Source organism: Parabacteroides leei (assembly GCF_023369805.1).
Lineage (GTDB): Bacteria > Bacteroidota > Bacteroidia > Bacteroidales > Tannerellaceae > Parabacteroides > Parabacteroides leei.
Genome location: NZ_JAMBQG010000009.1, coordinates 211,681 through 228,273, shown reverse-complemented (window position 1 = coordinate 228,273; position 16,593 = coordinate 211,681). Strand labels below are relative to the sequence as shown.

The following is a 16,593-nucleotide window of genomic DNA, read 5'->3' as shown; positions in this document are numbered from 1 at the left end:
CTATAAATAATACCTTAAAAAACAAATACTTGATCAGTACTAAACACAGAAAACATTCCGATTAAAAGTGAGAAAGGAAGGCTTTTATCAACGAAGGATTAAGTAAAGCCGGGTACAGAAAACCATAGACAGCACCGTAAAAATGGGCATTGTGATTGATATTGTCCCCACTACGTTTAGCCATATATTGACAATAAGCCAGATAGAGCACACCGAAGATAATTCCCGGAATCGGAATAATGGCAAACAGCAATATCTTACTCCACGGATCGAAAAGGATAGAGGAAAATAAAATAGCCGATACCGCACCGGATGCTCCGATAGAAACATAATACGGATCATTATGATGTTTCAATACATCATATACGGAAGCAAAGACCATTCCTCCGAAATAAAGACCAAGATATCCCCAGGTTCCGAACCCGAGATAACCGAATATACTTTCTATATACGTTCCGAACGACCAGAATGTAAACATATTCACCAGCAGGTGCGTCATATCCGCATGTACAAAACCATGTGTAACCAAACGATACCATTCATTGTTCTTTACCGTCCGGTAAGGTATCAGCGCTAATTTGCGAAATAACTCCTGATTATTGAAACAGAGATACGAAACAACGACCGTTATACCTATAATAATATATGTAATCATCTTCTTTCAGTTTATATATCCGGCAAATGTAGTAAAGATTTGTTATTTCCGAATTACCTTATTACCTTTATCAACCTGTAACAAATTATAAAAAAGATGCCGGCAGTCATACATATACAATGGGTCGTTGGGGTAATATTCATTCTATTATACTCCATCACGATCATGGGGCTGGTATTGGTTATCATTGCAGAAAACAGGAACCCGTTAAAAACCATCCCCTGGGTAATTGTATTATTACTGGCTCCCGGTGTCGGTTTGTTCTTCTATTTCTTTTTCGGACAGGATAACAGAAAGCAGCGTATTATCTCGCGTAGGACTTACAAACGCATTATGAAGCGCCCGCAGGAAGGTAAACTTCCCCAGGATGCCTGTACCGTACCCGATCCATACCAACCGCTGGTTACGCTTTTAAATAACAACAACCAATCGTCCCTCCTTTACGGGAGCGAAATTCAAATCTATACAAACGGGGAAGAAAAATTTAAAGACCTGCTTAAAGATATACAGGAGGCTACACACCACATTCATTTCCAGTATTATATCTTTTGTGATGACGAAGTCGGGATACGTTTCAAAGATGCCTTGATAGCAAAGGCTAAGGAGGGAGTCAAAGTTCGTGTTCTATACGATGATGTGGGCTGTTGGAATGTAAAAGACAAATTCTTCAATGAGATGAAGGAAGCCGGAATAGAAGTTCATGCCTTCCTGAAAGTAGCATTCCCGGTCTTCACCAGTAAGGTAAACTATCGAAATCACCGGAAAATCGTTGTGATAGACGGACAGATCGGTTATATGGGAGGTATGAACATCGCTGACCGGTATGAAAAAGGGACCGAATGGGGAACCTGGCGCGATACGCACTTCCGGATTATCGGTAAAGGTGTACACGGGCTTCAGTCCGCGTTCCTGATCGACTGGTATGTTGTCAGCAAGAACCTGTTGAACGATAAGATATTTTATCCCCCGGCAAAAATATATCACGACGACAACATCATGCAGATTGTGACAAGCGGCCCGGTCGGCCAATGGCGCACCTTATTGCAGGCCTATATCTTCACGATAGCCAATGCGAAAAAGTATATTTACATACAGACACCCTATTTCCTTCCCACCGAAGGACTGAACCAGGCTTTACTGATCGCGGCACTGGGAGGAGTGGACGTACGTCTTATGCTTCCCAAACGTTCGGATACGCGGACAGCCAACATGGCAACACATTCTTTCATAGACGAGATGGTAAAAGCCGGTGTAAAAGTGTATTTCTATAAACCGGGATTCCTCCACTCCAAACTAATGATCACAGATGATGCACTGGCCTGTATAGGTTCAGCCAATATGGACTTTCGAAGCTTCGAACATAATTTCGAGATAAACGCCTTCGTCTACCAACCTTCTTTCGCCCTTCAAATGAAACGGGTATTTCAACATGACCTGCACAGTTGCGAACGGCTGGTTCCTTCACGCTGGCTGAAACGTCCCGCCAAACAACGGCTGATAGAGTCGTTCATGCGATTGTTCTCACCGCTCCTCTAAGCCTTTTCCTCTCTGATGAAGATGCTGAAATTAACAGAACCGTATACCCGGCGCTGATTAAAATAAGGAAGTTCCGAGAAATCATTGTCTCTGGGATGTTCCATGACAAAGATACCTCCGTCACGCAACAGATCCTTTTCGAATACCAGTACCGGTACTTCCGGCAACTCTTTCAGAGCATAGGGAGGATCGGCAAAAATAAAGTCGAACCCCTGTTTCGGGGCCGAATGAAGATAGCGAAATACATCACCACGGATCAGGTGCAGCGAATCGGTCTTCAATTCTTTTGCCACCTTCGCAATAAAAGAGGCATGCGCATTATTCTTCTCCACAGCCGTCACGCTTTTACACTCCCGCGACAACAGTTCGAACGAGATACTGCCCGTCCCGGCAAACAGATCGAGCGCATCAATCCCTTCCAGGTCGGTCAGGTTGTTAATCACATTGAAAAGATTTTCTTTGGCAAAGTCAGTTGTTGGCCGTGCACTGAAAGATGACGGTACATCGAAGCGCCTGCGCCCATATATTCCACTTATAATTCGCATACAGATAAAGCTATTAAATCCAACGGAGCCTGTACAACCTCGGCTCCCAATAAGTAAGCATCCGACGGTATTTCAGCCGGACTGATATATTGTATATAATTCCGCAATGTAGCAGTGATGCTGTTACGAAGGGAAGCACCTCCATACATATGAAGCTGATCCTTCTCCTGGTCCATCCCCACCTGTTTCCATACATATAATATATAGTAGAGAATATCGTCAGGTTTGTCATACTCGAACGAATTGGCAAAAAGCAACGCCCCTCCGGCATAACAAACTACATCCATCATCCGGCGATGCAGGACCACATACAACTGACGTGGGATCAACAGCCGGCTCTGCTGTTTCCATAAAGCCAGTTGGGGTGTGATATGATGAATAAAAGCCGGATTGATCAGCGAACGTGAACAGAACTCATAGACTTCTTCATCGATTCCGAACACAACCTCCACAGATTCCCGTGTCAAGGGATTATTCAGACACCTGCTTTCCGGAGCCAGAAATGTGAATGACAACAAATCATTCTTCTGCTTATCGGAAAATACCTCTTCCGGCACAATGGTGTACTGTGGTGTGACACAAACCAGATTTGTCCGCTTATAGGAATAGGTGAGGAATTCATGTTCAAAGAAGAACTCTTTCAATGAAGCGATATAAGGCTTCGTCCGGTCGAATTCCACGTTCCTGTAAAAGAAACTTTCATTCTCCGAAGGACTGTATCCTGAAAAAGAAAGTCCATCCGACCTAAGCCGAATGGACATTATATATTTTCCAGAATTATCAGCAGTCAACGTATCAGGAATACTGATAGTCATAAGCGATAAAATTATTCCCAGTTACCTGCGTTGTTATTAATTTCAGTCAGTGAACCTACGCGCAAGCCCGGATATTTGCTCAGCTTATCAGCTTTATCCTTCAAGTTTACAACCAACTGTTTGTCCAGGTCACCCAGATAATCGTCATACTTAACGCCTGCTTCAAATACTTTAATAGTATAACCGGAGCCTGAAGTCAGCGTTGCAGTATCCATATCAAACTGAATGTTTGTACCCGGAACCATTTTCAGGTCGTCAACATTGTAGTTGGCACCGAACAAAGTATCCTTGGCAATTACCCAAACCGTATCACGTCTGATCAAACCTTTCTTTACAGCTTCTTTCTCTGTCATACCTTTTTCCAGCTGCTCGTCAGTCAAAACACCTTCCTTGATCAGGAACGGAAGCTTGTCGTCCTTCAGGAACTTGATCAAATCGGCAAAACTACCTGCATGTGTTTTATACACATTCTTGTACTCGATCTGAGCTTTACGGATATCGATCAGACGAGCCTTAATAGCACTTTCACGCGAATCTTTTTCAGCATTGAACTCGATCGGCGTCATAATGCTTCTATAGCACATGTAAACTAGCAGGAGAACTGCAGCGGCTACTAAAATCTTTAATGTAACTTTCATGGTTTGTATTGTTTTTTTTGAATTTATTTCGTTCGGCAAATTTAAAAAAGAATATTTAATACACTACCTTTATCACCAAAATTATTGCAATCAAAATGATAAATAGTTATTTAAGCCGCCAAATTACGCAAAATTTCCCATATAATCCTACTGAAGACCAGAATTCGGCATTAAAAATACTGACCGACTTTCTGCTTTCAGACGAAAACGACTCCATTTTATTGCTGAAAGGATATGCGGGAACAGGAAAGACATCTCTGGTCGGTGCCCTTGTCAAAACGTTGACTGAACTAAAACAGAAAACGGTTTTGCTCGCACCCACCGGAAGAGCGGCCAAGGTATTCTCCAATTACTCCGGTCATAAAGCCTTCACCATACATAAAAAGATTTACCGGCAGAAGGCTTTCTCCAACGAACCGACCGGATTTTTACCCTCAGACAATTTACATAAAGATACATTATTTATAGTAGATGAAGCCTCCATGATCTCAAACGACGGGTTGGATTCCTCATTTTTCGGCACAGGGCGTTTATTGGACGATCTGATACAGTATGTTTACTCCGGAGAGAACTGCCGGCTGATCCTGATGGGCGACGTGGCACAGCTTCCTCCGGTCATGCAGACCGAAAGCCCGGCACTGAATGCTGAGATATTAAAAGGCTATAACCTCACCGTCAGCGAAATCACGTTGACACAGGTGGTCAGGCAGAGTGAAGATTCCGGTATCTTATTCAATGCCACCCGCTTACGCAATGCCTTACGGGAGAACACCGTAGAGATCTATCCGAAGCTCAACCTGAAAGGGTTCGCCGATTTCAGGAAAGTGAACGGTGACGAATTGATCGAAGAGATATCGTCGGCTTACAGTCGCGACGGTGTGGAAGATACAATGATCATCTGCCGGTCGAACAAGCGGGCAACGATCTACAATAACGGTATCCGCAACCGTATCCTGTATAGAGAGGAAGAGTTATCGTCGGGCGACCGCCTGATGGTTGCCAAGAACAACTACTACTGGACCAGCGAATGCAAAGAGATGGACTTCATCGCCAACGGAGAGATCGTGCAGGTGCTCCGTGTCAGACGTACCAGTGAACTATACGGATTCCGCTTCGCCGATGTCACCGTACGTTTCCAGGATTACGACCTTGAAATAGATATCAAGATCCTGCTGGACACCTTGCAGACAGACGCGCCAGCCCTGCCTAAAGAGCTTAATGATAAATTGTTTTACACCATATTGGAAGACTATGACGATATTCCGACCAAAGCAGGTAAGATGAAAAAGATGAAGGCCGACCCGCACTACAATGTGGTACAGGTAAAATATGCCTACGCCATCACTTGCCACAAAGCCCAGGGCGGACAATGGATGAACGTCTTCCTCGACATTGGCTACATGACAGAAGAAATGCTGGGCGAAGACTTCTACCGTTGGCTCTATACCGCCTTCACCCGTGCCACCCATCGGTTATATCTAGTTAATTTACCGGATGAATTTGTTGAGTGACAGCACACTTTTTTACCTATTAATCACGTTACATTAATAGAAATAGTTATTTTTGTTGCAATTAAGACAAAAGCGTTGTAAACACGGTCTTGTAAATATTAAATTCAGGAATGGCAAATAAAGAAAAAATAGATTATCTGTTACTTGACCTCAAGGAACTAGAGACGTTGATAGCTGGGATGCGTGATGCAGAAGTTTATCCGGTATCCTTCTTTAGCCAGACTTTTAATCTGACACATAAGATACTGAATGATCTTCATTCGCTGGAAACAGCCCAGATCGAGATGCTGCGCGAACAGATGGAAGCCCACCAGGCTCTGATCCAGTCGTTACCAAACCCTGTCGCCGCACCGATGCCGGTTGCTCCCGAGGAAACGATCCAACCGACCCCGATTGTTAAACAACCGGAGCCAGTGATTCAACAACCGGAAGTTAGTATACCGGAGCCGGCTGTTACCGTACAGCCCGAACCAGTACCTGCCCCCGTTGTCGAACCTAAGGCAACAACGGAAGTGCTTCACAAATCCGTTACAACGGAGAAACAAGGTGTTTTCCTGAGTGATATACTGGAGAAAAAAAATCTCTCCGACTTCCGTAAGGCATTCAGTCTGAACGACCGTTTCCGTTTCCGCCGCGAACTGTTCGGAGGTAGTGAAGAAAAAATGAATAAGGCGATCACCGACCTCAACGATATTCATTCGTACGAAGAATCGGTCACCTATTTAAATAACGAACTGAAGTGGAATATAGAAGATGAAGCCGTAGCCGACTTCATCAAACTACTTGAAAAACGATTCCTATAAGATATGGCAAAGTTAACAGTTGTACCGACTCCCGTAGGAAACCTGGAAGACATGACCTTCCGGGCTATCCGTGTATTGAAGGAAGCCGACTTGATCCTGGCTGAAGATACACGCACGACCGGTATTCTGCTGAAACATTTTGAGATACAAAATAAGATGCAGTCGCACCACAAGTTCAACGAACATAAGACCGTGGAGCAAATCGCCTCCCGCATCAAAGGCGGCGAAAACATTGCACTTGTTTCCGATGCCGGTACGCCGGCCATTTCCGATCCCGGCTTTATGCTGGTCAGGGAATGTGTACGACAAGGTGTAGATGTCGAATGCCTTCCGGGAGCCACTGCTTTCGTTCCGGCCCTGGTTAACTCAGGGTTACCCAACGAGAAATTCTGCTTCGAAGGATTCCTCCCTCAGAAGAAAGGACGCCAGACCCGCCTGAAGGAGTTGTCTACCGAAAACAGAACGATCATTTTTTATGAGTCACCTTTCCGATTGGTAAAGACGCTAACCCAACTAGCCGAATTCTTCGGGAGCGACCGGCAAGTCTCCGTCTCGCGCGAAATATCCAAACTGCACGAAGAGACTGTCCGCGGAACCCTGGAAGAGGTTATAGCACACTTTACCGTGAACGATCCGAGAGGTGAGATTGTTATAGTATTAGCAGGCTTGAAAGATAAAAAAGAAAAAGAGACAGAAAAAGATGTTTAACACAAAAACAAGAAGAAAATGAAGAAGTTATTATTAATTTGTACCTGCGCAACATTACTGGTATCCTGCGGACAGAACTCGGCAGAATATAAGAAGTTGAAAGCTGAAAACGATTCTTTGAAAATAGAGAATACGAAAGCATCCAGCGAAATGAATGAAATCCTTACTACATTAAATGATGTAGAGGCAGACATACAATCTATCCGTGATGCCGAAAACTACCTGAACCTTCAACAGCAATCAGGTGGCGAATTCAGCAAAAGCAATCGCGAACAGATCAAGGAAAACATGCAGCTGATCAGCGAAACCTTGAAAAAGAATAAGGAAACGATCAGCCAGCTGGAAGACAAACTGAAAAAGAGTGGTATCCAGTCAGCTGCACTGAAGAAAACGATCAACCGCCTTTCATCCGAACTGGATCAGAAAGCAACTATGATCGTCGCCCTTCAAGAAGACCTGGCAAAGAAGAACGTACGTATCCAGGAACTGGACGAGATGGTCTCTTCACTGAATGAAGATGTGGAAAGCCTGGCAACAACAGCAGCTGCGCAGTCCGATAAACTGAACAAACAGGACAAGGCAATCAACACAGCTTACTACTGTTTCGGTACTGCCAAAGAACTGAAAGATCAGAAGATCCTTTCCGGAGGCGGCCTTTTCTCTAAATCAAAAGTATTGCAGAGCGGCTTCAACAAGGATTACTTTATCTCTGTAGATATCCGCGAAGTAAAAGAAATTCCTTTATTTGCAGGTAAAGCAAAACTGAAATCCAACCATCCGGAAGGTTCTTACGAATTCGTGAAAGACGAAGACGGTAATCTGACTTTGAATATCACAGACCCGAAAACATTCTGGAGCCTGGGTAAATATCTGGTTATTGAAGTAGGATGATGAAATACAAAAACCTCTTTATAGATTTGGACGATACCCTTTGGGATACGTACCATAATAATAAAGAATGCCTCGAAGAGATTTATACCGATCACCACTTTGATCGGTATTATGCCTCCTTCGAGGCTTTCTTTGATATCTATTGGCCGCACAACGAATTGCTGTGGAAACAATACCGTGCCGGAGAGATCGACCGGCAAACACTTATCGTCGACCGTTTCCGTTACGTGCTACGCCCGATGGGTATTGAAGATACCAGGGAAGTGCTGGCAGTCAACAACGATTTCCTGCAACGTACCACCACCAAGACGCGGCTTGTCAAAGGTGCTATCGAATTATTGGAATACCTTCGCCCCTCTTACCGTATGTATATCTTATCGAACGGCTTCCGCGAAGTACAAGACAAGAAGCTCCGCAACTCCGGACTGGCTCCTTACTTCAAACGAATGATCCTGTCGGAAGATGCCGGTATCCAAAAGCCGCATAAAGGAATTTTCGACTTCGCCCTGATCAACACCAACTCCCGTCGCAACGAAACCCTGATGATAGGCGACTGCTTCGAAGCCGATATTTTCGGTGCCCACCAATCCCGAATAGACCAACTCTGGTTCAATCCACAAGGATTATCTCCCCGGAAATTCACTCCGACTTATACGGTCAGTAGCCTGGAAGAGATAAAAAAGATACTATAATCTCCATAGAATGCACGTTTCTCTTTTGTATTTATATCACATTCAGGAATGAGTATTCTTGAATGTGAATGACATGAATCTGACAATAACCAAAGTCTCCGACCATGAGAAATATGAAACTCCAGTTCCCCCGGCAATTCCCTTCTTAGGAAACCATAGTTCCCTCCGCAGAAAACTGCAATTTCCCGGGCAGGAAACTCCAATTCCCTGCGGAGGAAATTCGCGTTTCCTGCCCGGGAAATTATGGTCTCCTCTGCAATGGGCCTTTGTTGTGTATTGGAAAATACAATAAGAGGATTCATCTTTAAGACAAGATGAAGAAAGAGCCGTGTTGAAAGTATCGACACGGCTCTTCTTATATAGAATGAGTTTGTTCGTTCAATTTTATCAGAACTCGGAAGTAAAGTGGAACTTGATATCCGGGAAGTCCTGCTGTGCCATCGTCAATACATAGCCGGAGTCGGCCAGATAGACATCACGACCTTCCTTGTCGACCGCCATATACTGCGATTTACGTTTCTTGAAGTTTTCCAAAGCCGTCCGGTTTTCACTTTCGATCCAGCAGGCTTTATAGAGGCTGATAGGCTCCCATTTACATTGTGCACCGTATTCATGCAATAAGCGGTACTGGATAACTTCAAACTGCAACTGTCCTACCGTACCGATGATCTTACGGCCGTTGAACTGGTTAGTAAACAACTGTGCAACCCCTTCGTCCATCAACTGTTCGATACCCTTGTTCAGCTGTTTTGCCTTCATCGGATCGGCATTCTCGATGTATTTAAACATTTCCGGAGAGAAGCTTGGCAATCCTTTGAAGTGCAACTCTTCACCGCCGGTAAGCGTATCGCCGATCTTGAAGTTTCCGGTATCAGGCAGACCGATGATATCGCCGGCAAAAGCTTCATCCACCGTCTCCTTCTTCTGAGCCATAAACGCTGTCGGACTACTGAAACGCATCTGCTTGCCGAAACGGACATGCTTGTAAGGCGCATTACGTTCGAAGCGACCTGAACAGATCTTCACGAAAGCAATACAACTGCGGTGGTTCGGGTCCATATTCGCATGGATCTTAAAGATGAAACCTGTAAAGTTATCTTCCTCCGGATCGACCACACGTTCGACAGCCTGTATAGGACGGGGCGACGGGGCGATCTTGACAAAGCAGTCGAGTAACTCCTTCACACCGAAATTATTCAGGGCAGAACCAAAGAACACGGGAGCGATATCTCCTCTGAGGTAAGTATCCACATCGAACTCCGGATAAACACCTTCGATCAGTTCGATATCTGCACGGAGCTTATCGGCCAGAGTATCACCGATATGATTTTCCAGTTCCGGACTGTTGATATCGCGGAACTCGATCTTCTCCGTTACATATTGTTTACTCGGCGTATACAGGTCGAGTTTCTGTTCATATATATTATATACGCCTTTGAAACGCTGTCCCATATCGATCGGCCAGCTCAACGGGCGTACGTTGATATGCAATTCTTCTTCAATCTCATCCAGAAGATCGAAAGGATCTTTACCGTCGCGGTCCATCTTGTTGACAAACACGATCACCGGGGTCTTACGCATACGGCAGACTTCCATCAGTTTACGGGTCTGTGCTTCCACCCCCTTGGCAATGTCGATCACGATAATCACACTGTCTACGGCCGTCAATGTGCGGAAAGTATCTTCGGCGAAGTCCTGGTGACCGGGAGTATCGAGGATATTTACTTTATGATCTTCATAATCGAAAGCCATTACAGAGGTTGCAACGGAGATTCCACGTTGTTTTTCTATCTCCATCCAGTCGGATGTCGCCGTCTTCTTAATCTTATTAGACTTTACGGCACCGGCCACATGGATAGCCCCTCCGAACAGCAACAGCTTTTCTGTAAGCGTAGTCTTACCGGCATCCGGGTGGCTGACAATAGCAAACGTTCTTCTTCTTTTAATCTCTTCTGAATATTGACTCATCTTATATAGTTTATTTTATTTCAACAGGGTTTTCAACGGGGTTTTCAACATACTTATCAACAGGGTTATCAACAACCTACAATTTCCCCATACATACACGGAGACTGGCTTCCCAATGTGGGATAGCGACACCGTATGTTTCTTTTATCTTATTCTTATTCAACACACTATAAGGGGGACGTACAGCCTTTGTCGGATAATCTTTTGTTTCAATAGGACGGATACGGCAATCTATTCCGGCTATTTGCAAGATTTTCACGGTGAAGTCGTACCAGCTGCAAACACCTTCGTTCGAATAATGGTAGATACCCGGAACAAAGGCTCCTTTTTCATCGGCAGTAACCACGGAAAGGATCGCAGCAGCCAAATCTCCCGCATAGGTAGGTGTCCCTACCTGGTCGAACACAAAACCCAGTTCATCCCTTTCTTTGCCCAGGCGGAGCACTGTCTTTACAAAATTACTTCCGAACTCGGAATACAGCCACGCTGTACGGATGATTACCGCATCAGGGCAAACTTCCATCAACCCTTCTTCACCGGCCAGTTTGGTACGGCCATAGACAGAAACCGGACGTGTACCGTCGGTTTCCTTGTATGGACAATAACCCGTACCACTGAATACATAGTCGGTAGAGACATGGATCATCTTTGCTCCGGCTTCACGGGCCGCTTCACCCAGTACACATACGGCAAAGCTGTTCAATCGGCGGCAGAGCTCTTCATTATCTTCCGCCTTATCTACCGCCGTGTAAGCGGCACAGTTTATAATATAGTTTACCTGATTGTCTTTTACTGCAGCTTTTACAGCTGCCGGATCTGTTATATCCAACGTATCGACATCCGTAAACAGGAAATTGTATTGCGGATATTGCCCGGCCAGCACACGAATAGAATTACCCAGCTGTCCGTTGGCACCTGTTACTAAAATTGTTTTCATGTTTTTAATCTTCTAATTTCAGTTCTCCGTTCATATCCTCACGATACTTCTCGGCAAGAAGGGCCAGAAAAGAACTGATCTGCTTGATCGCTTCCTGTGTTTCCGGGCTTACCGGCTTTCCCTGCATCCTGAGAAGCAGAAAACCATAGATTGCATTAAAGCATGTTTCCAGTTCGGGTAACTCTTCTCCCCCGGATTTAGTCCGGAGCTGAACTATATGTGGGAGCGTTTTATAGTAGGCCGCCCCGTAAATCATTTCTTTTGTAGATTTAAGCAGCCGCAGATGCAGGTCGGTCAGGGTGATGATCACATTCTTATTTAACTGGATGTGTCCCTTTTCCATTACGCCTTCACTACGCATCATTTCGATCAGTTCTTCATACCAGACAGCGATCTCTTCCTTTACTTCATCCGGCTGGTCGTATTGGGAAATGACCGTACGGCGGATAGAGTCGATATCAAAATGATTGGCACGTATCAGGTCTTCCACCTGCCACATGTATAACAAATACTCGGCTATATTTTCTTTTCTTTTCTGTTTTGCTATAATCATAGCGACAAAGATACACTATATTCGGATAACGCCCGATAAAAATCGGCATCTTTAACACCTAACTGGCGGCAAGCCAGACGGGCAGCATTCAGATTTGTCAGGAAATAACTGTCGGGGATCCGTATCGGAAAGTCACCGTAACGGGTCTGTAAGAAGGTTGCTCCGTCTTTCTCGATCACGGCATGTTCTGCATACGGAATGGCGGTGATGTCTTCACGTACATCCTCAGCCAACTGCTTTACAACACGGTCGCCTTCGAAATAGATCAATTTACCTTCGCGTTCGATCAGGGTGGTGAAGTTACGGAAGGTATCGTAGTAGGCATCCGCCGTAGGATGGTCAGTGTCCGGTGTCCACGACAAATTGGTCAGTATAGCGATATGCGGACGGTAGAACTCCAGCTGGAAACGTTTTTCCAATGCCGAAGTGACATGCTCGTCACCTTCAATCAGGGCAATGCGTGCTTCATAGCTCATCCGTACCCGGTTTGGCAGCAGAGGAACTTCACTTGTCAGGGCGTAATCAAAAACCAGCTTCTGTCGCTGAAGAGCACAAACAATCATCGAGATAATTGATTTCTTCCCACGACTTCCCGCAACAACTACCCGTGTTTTCTCCTTGGTACGCTGAAATATGAATTCAGGGATTGAGAGAATCAGTAATCCTAATTCTTTTGCCTTCATCAGCTCCGGATTGTCTTGTTTAACAGTTGCACCCAGAACGACAAAATTACTATCCTTTATTAATCTCTCCGGAAACCATCCGTTTCCATGACAAGTACAACCTGCAGCACGAAGCTTTGCAACAACTTCTTCTGTTATACCGTCGCCTGAAACGCTTACTTCATATCCCTTCTCATGAATAGCCAAAGCCAGGTCAAGCACAAGAGGTTCGGTTACGGAGATTAAATGAACTTTTCGCATCGCTTAGATTTTGGCGCAAATGTACACAATTTCATCAAGCTTCAACGTATCGCTGATAGAAAAAACTTGCTTATCTTTGACAAAAAAAAAGTGAAATGAAGATACAGATAATAGACACAGGATGTTTTTACGCGGATGGCGGAGCTATGTTCGGTGCCATTCCGAAGACAGCCTGGAGCCGTCGTTATCCGAGTAACGAAACGAACGGTTGCATCCTCTCGATGAGAAGCCTACTAATATCAAAGGCTCCTGAAAAAGTAGTCCTTGTCGACAACGGTGCAGGAGACAAACACATCAGCCAACTCAGCTATTACAACTTCTTCGACCTGGCCGATCTGGAAGATGAATTGCGAAAAAGAGGTGTTTCTCCGGAGCAGGTAACGGACGTCGTACTCACCCACCTGCACTTCGACCATTGTGGTTATACCACCCGAAAGAATGAGGAAGCCGGCGAGTTATATCCGTCATTCCCTAATGCCGTCCACTGGGTCAGCCGCAAACAATGGGAAAATTTCCTGCATCCGAACCCGCTGGAAAAAGACTCTTACTTCATGGAAAACATGCAGGCTGTTGCAGATAGAGGACTGTTACGCCTTATCGACACCGATACGGAGCTATGCACCGGCATCGAACTCCGTATCTTCGACGGTCATACGCCCGGACAACTGGTCCCTTACATCACGACTCCTGAACAGACTTTTGTCTTTGCCGGAGACGTAATACCCCTTGCCGCGAGCGTCTCACCCGAATGGATATCAGCCTACGACACCTATCCGGTCACCTCCTATCAGGAAAAGATTCGTATGCTCGAAGAAGCTGCCCGCGAAGGACAGGTACTGATCTATTGCCATGATGCCTACACCAAATGCAGCACCGTGAAAAAAGTAAGCAACTTCTTCAAAAAAGACAAAGTGATAGATTTATAATAATTTGCGTCCTTTACTACCTGATTATTACACATATGAAATAAATTATTATCTTTGAACGCAATCTCTAACAGAATATAAAACAATCTAAAAAAGACATTATCATTTATAACTTTTAATAACGCATGAATAAACTAAGCAAGTACGCGCTGCTTTTCGCAGCTTTTGCAGGAATGGTGGCCTGTTCCGACGGTAAAGTTGCTACCGGTGATTATGAAATCATTCCCCTGCCGCAGGATGTTTCCCTGACAAACGGGACTCCTTTCATCTTAACGCCTTCTACTTCTATCAGCTACCCGGAAGGGAATGACTTACTGAAACAGGCTGGCGAGTTCCTGGCTTCCTATATTAAAGAAGCAACCGGCTACGCACCGAAAGTAGTAACCGACAAAAGTGCTAAACCTATCAACCTCTCTATCGACAAAAGCATCTCCAACCCTGAAGGGTATCGCCTGACGGTAACTCCCGAAGGTATCGAACTGGCAGGTGCTACCGAAGCCGGTGTATTCTACGGTATACAGACATTGCGCAAATCGATCCCGGCAGTGGCAGAAGGAATGAACATCGAGCTTCCGGCCGTAACGATCAACGATTATCCCCGCTTTGCCTATCGTGGCATGCACCTGGATGTATCCCGTCATTTCTTCCCTACCGACTCTATCAAGAAATACATCGACATATTGGCACTGCACAATATGAACACTTTCCACTGGCATCTTTCCGACGATCAGGGATGGCGTATCGAGATCAAGAAATATCCGGAACTGACTACCATCGGTTCTCAACGTAAAGAAACCGTGATCGGACGTAACTCCGGTGAATATGACGGCAAACCGTACAGTGGTTTCTACACACAGGACGAAATCCGCGACGTAATCGCTTACGCCCAAAAACGTTTCATCACGATCATTCCCGAAATCGACCTGCCCGGTCATCAGCAGGCTGCGCTGGCCGCTTATCCGGACCTGGGTTGTACAGGCGGTCCGTATGAAGTATGGACACAATGGGGTATCTCCGACGACGTGATCTGTGCCGGTAACGACAAAGCAATGGGATTCCTGGAAGATGTATTATCGGAAGTGATCGACCTCTTTCCTTCCGAATATATCCATATCGGCGGTGACGAATGTCCGAAAGTACGCTGGAAAACCTGTCCGAAATGCCAGGCCCGTATCAAAGCGGAAGGTATCAAGGGAGACAACAAACACAGTGCGGAAGAATATCTGCAAAGCTATGTAATCTCCCGTATGGAAAAATTCGTGGAAAGCAAAGGCCGCCACATCATCGGTTGGGATGAAATCCTGGAAGGCGGACTGGCTCCTAACGCAACTGTGATGAGTTGGCGTGGTGTAGACGGCGGTATCGAAGCTGCCAAACAAAACCACAATGTGATCATGACTCCGAATACCTATCTGTATTTCGACTACTACCAGTCGACCGACACGGAAAACGAACCGTTGGCAATCGGTGGTTACCTGCCGCTGGAACGGGTTTATTCATTGGAACCGACTGCCGGTATCCCCGACGAATACAAGAAATATGTGATCGGTGTACAGGCTAACCTGTGGACTGAATATATCCCGACCTTCTCACAGGTGGAATATATGGTAATGCCACGTATGGCAGCCCTGGCCGAAGTGCAGTGGACAGATCCGGGCAAGAAAGAATACCAGAGTTTCCTGCCTCGTCTCGTCCGTATGACTAAATTATACGACCACCTGGGTTACAACTATGCCAAGAACATCTTCGACATCCACGCTGAATTCACCACCGATACGGAGAACGGCGAGATTGTTGTAAACCTGTCCACAATGGGAGACGGTGATATATACTACACATTGGATGGCAGCGAACCGACCAGTGCTAGCAGCAAATATGAAGCCCCTGTTAAAATAAAGGAAGACGGAACGATAAAAGCAGTCGTTGTACGTCCTTCCGGCAACAGCCGCGTATTCTCTGAAAAGATCAACTTCAGCAAATCGACAGCGAAACCCGTTACCTTGCGTGTTGCTCCGAGTAAAGGATACGACTTTAACGGTGGTATCGAACTGACAGACGGTTTGACTGGCGACACAAACTATAAGACCGGCCGCTGGCTGGGCTTCCAGGGAAAAGACCTCGACGCTGCGATCGACCTGAAACAACCGGTTGAAATCAGCAAGGTAGCCTTCAACACCAATGTCGTAAAAGGCGACTGGATCATGGGAGCAGCCGGAGTGACGGTAAAGGTATCCGAGGACGGCCAGAACTTCAAGGAAGTGACCTCCAAGGTGATCCCTTCATTAAAACAATCCGACAAAGATGGTATTTATCCACAGGAAATTACTTTTGCCCCGGTAAAAGCACGCTATGTGGAAGTAATCATCAAAAGCGATAAGTTGCCGGCATGGCATGGTGGCGCGGGTAATCCGGCTTACCTGTTTGTAGACGAAATTATTATTCAATAGGGTATACAAAAAGAAAGAGTCGGTTAAAGACCTACCTCTTCCGGA

At 45.4% G+C, this 16,593-nt stretch carries 16 protein-coding genes; 8 read left to right on the top strand and 8 right to left on the bottom strand.

The annotated features are described in order from the left end of the window. Positions 1 to 61 precede the first annotated feature (61 nt). On the bottom strand, positions 62 to 655 hold the full coding sequence (locus tag M1P97_RS14770) for a rhomboid family intramembrane serine protease (protein WP_249389482.1): 594 nt from the start codon (positions 653 to 655) through the stop codon (positions 62 to 64). A 96-nt stretch (positions 656 to 751) separates the two neighbouring features. Here M1P97_RS14770 and cls point away from each other — a divergent pair, with 96 nt between their 5' ends. Beyond that, positions 752 to 2,191, top strand: a complete 1,440-nt coding sequence (cls, locus tag M1P97_RS14765) for a cardiolipin synthase (protein WP_195372534.1) — start codon at positions 752 to 754, stop codon at positions 2,189 to 2,191. Here the strand turns inward: cls and rsmD are convergent. Genes rsmD through M1P97_RS14750 form a run of 3 tightly spaced genes read right to left on the bottom strand, consistent with a single transcriptional unit; the run spans position 2,188 to position 4,189 of the window. Further along, positions 2,188 to 2,736 carry a 16S rRNA (guanine(966)-N(2))-methyltransferase RsmD gene (gene rsmD, locus M1P97_RS14760; protein WP_195372533.1) on the bottom strand — a complete coding sequence of 183 codons (549 nt, stop codon included), beginning with the start codon at positions 2,734 to 2,736 and terminating at the stop codon, positions 2,188 to 2,190. The two genes, cls and rsmD, sit on opposite strands and share 4 nt — an antisense overlap. After that, positions 2,724 to 3,551 carry a DUF3822 family protein gene (locus tag M1P97_RS14755; RefSeq protein WP_249389481.1) on the bottom strand — a complete coding sequence of 276 codons (828 nt, stop codon included), beginning with the start codon at positions 3,549 to 3,551 and terminating at the stop codon, positions 2,724 to 2,726. Before M1P97_RS14755 ends, rsmD begins: the two co-directional genes overlap by 13 nt. Before the next feature lie 11 nt (positions 3,552 to 3,562). After that, the gene (locus tag M1P97_RS14750) at positions 3,563 to 4,189 is read right to left on the bottom strand and encodes a hypothetical protein (protein ID WP_195372531.1); all 627 of its coding nucleotides are present in this window, start codon (positions 4,187 to 4,189) and stop codon (positions 3,563 to 3,565) included. A 95-nt stretch (positions 4,190 to 4,284) separates the two neighbouring features. On the opposite strand from M1P97_RS14750, the gene M1P97_RS14745 reads away from it, so the two are divergent. The 5 genes from M1P97_RS14745 (at position 4,285) to M1P97_RS14725 (ending at position 8,794) form a co-directional block, all read left to right on the top strand. Then, positions 4,285 to 5,700: an ATP-dependent DNA helicase gene (locus M1P97_RS14745; RefSeq protein WP_195372530.1), complete on the top strand. Its 1,416-nt coding sequence runs from the start codon at positions 4,285 to 4,287 to the stop codon at positions 5,698 to 5,700. A 110-nt stretch (positions 5,701 to 5,810) separates the two neighbouring features. Beyond that, the gene (locus tag M1P97_RS14740) at positions 5,811 to 6,503 is read left to right on the top strand and encodes a hypothetical protein (RefSeq protein WP_249389480.1); all 693 of its coding nucleotides are present in this window, start codon (positions 5,811 to 5,813) and stop codon (positions 6,501 to 6,503) included. Positions 6,504 to 6,506: 3 nt separating this feature from the next. Next, positions 6,507 to 7,211 (top strand): 16S rRNA (cytidine(1402)-2'-O)-methyltransferase, encoded by a 705-nt coding sequence (gene rsmI / locus M1P97_RS14735; RefSeq protein ID WP_129731913.1) that lies wholly within the window; start codon positions 6,507 to 6,509, stop codon positions 7,209 to 7,211. A gap of 18 nt (positions 7,212 to 7,229) precedes the next feature. Continuing rightward, positions 7,230 to 8,102: a Cbp1 family collagen-binding glycoprotein adhesin gene (locus M1P97_RS14730; protein ID WP_195372528.1), complete on the top strand. Its 873-nt coding sequence runs from the start codon at positions 7,230 to 7,232 to the stop codon at positions 8,100 to 8,102. Further along, positions 8,102 to 8,794, top strand: coding sequence for a YjjG family noncanonical pyrimidine nucleotidase (locus tag M1P97_RS14725; protein ID WP_195372547.1), 693 nt, complete (start codon positions 8,102 to 8,104; stop codon positions 8,792 to 8,794). Before M1P97_RS14730 ends, M1P97_RS14725 begins: the two co-directional genes overlap by 1 nt. A gap of 387 nt (positions 8,795 to 9,181) precedes the next feature. On the opposite strand, the gene M1P97_RS14720 is transcribed toward M1P97_RS14725, so the two are convergent. The 4 genes from M1P97_RS14720 to M1P97_RS14705 form a co-directional block, all read right to left on the bottom strand. After that, entirely contained in the window at positions 9,182 to 10,762 is a 1,581-nt protein-coding gene (locus M1P97_RS14720; RefSeq protein ID WP_195372527.1) for a peptide chain release factor 3, read from the bottom strand. Positions 10,763 to 10,838: 76 nt separating this feature from the next. Continuing rightward, on the bottom strand, positions 10,839 to 11,699 hold the full coding sequence (gene rfbD / locus M1P97_RS14715) for a dTDP-4-dehydrorhamnose reductase (protein ID WP_249389479.1): 861 nt from the start codon (positions 11,697 to 11,699) through the stop codon (positions 10,839 to 10,841). Positions 11,700 to 11,703: 4 nt separating this feature from the next. Next, the gene (locus M1P97_RS14710) at positions 11,704 to 12,252 is read right to left on the bottom strand and encodes a DUF4924 family protein (protein WP_195372519.1); all 549 of its coding nucleotides are present in this window, start codon (positions 12,250 to 12,252) and stop codon (positions 11,704 to 11,706) included. Further along, positions 12,249 to 13,175 (bottom strand): Mur ligase family protein, encoded by a 927-nt coding sequence (locus M1P97_RS14705; RefSeq protein WP_249389478.1) that lies wholly within the window; start codon positions 13,173 to 13,175, stop codon positions 12,249 to 12,251. Before M1P97_RS14705 ends, M1P97_RS14710 begins: the two co-directional genes overlap by 4 nt. 95 nt (positions 13,176 to 13,270) lie before the next feature. Between M1P97_RS14705 and M1P97_RS14700 the strand changes: the two genes are divergently transcribed. Together M1P97_RS14700 and M1P97_RS14695 are read left to right on the top strand one after the other, a co-directional pair. Next, positions 13,271 to 14,101 (top strand): MBL fold metallo-hydrolase, encoded by an 831-nt coding sequence (locus M1P97_RS14700; RefSeq protein WP_249389477.1) that lies wholly within the window; start codon positions 13,271 to 13,273, stop codon positions 14,099 to 14,101. Positions 14,102 to 14,226: 125 nt separating this feature from the next. Beyond that, positions 14,227 to 16,548: a glycoside hydrolase family 20 protein gene (locus M1P97_RS14695; protein WP_249389476.1), complete on the top strand. Its 2,322-nt coding sequence runs from the start codon at positions 14,227 to 14,229 to the stop codon at positions 16,546 to 16,548. The last annotated feature ends 45 nt before the right edge of the window (positions 16,549 to 16,593 follow it).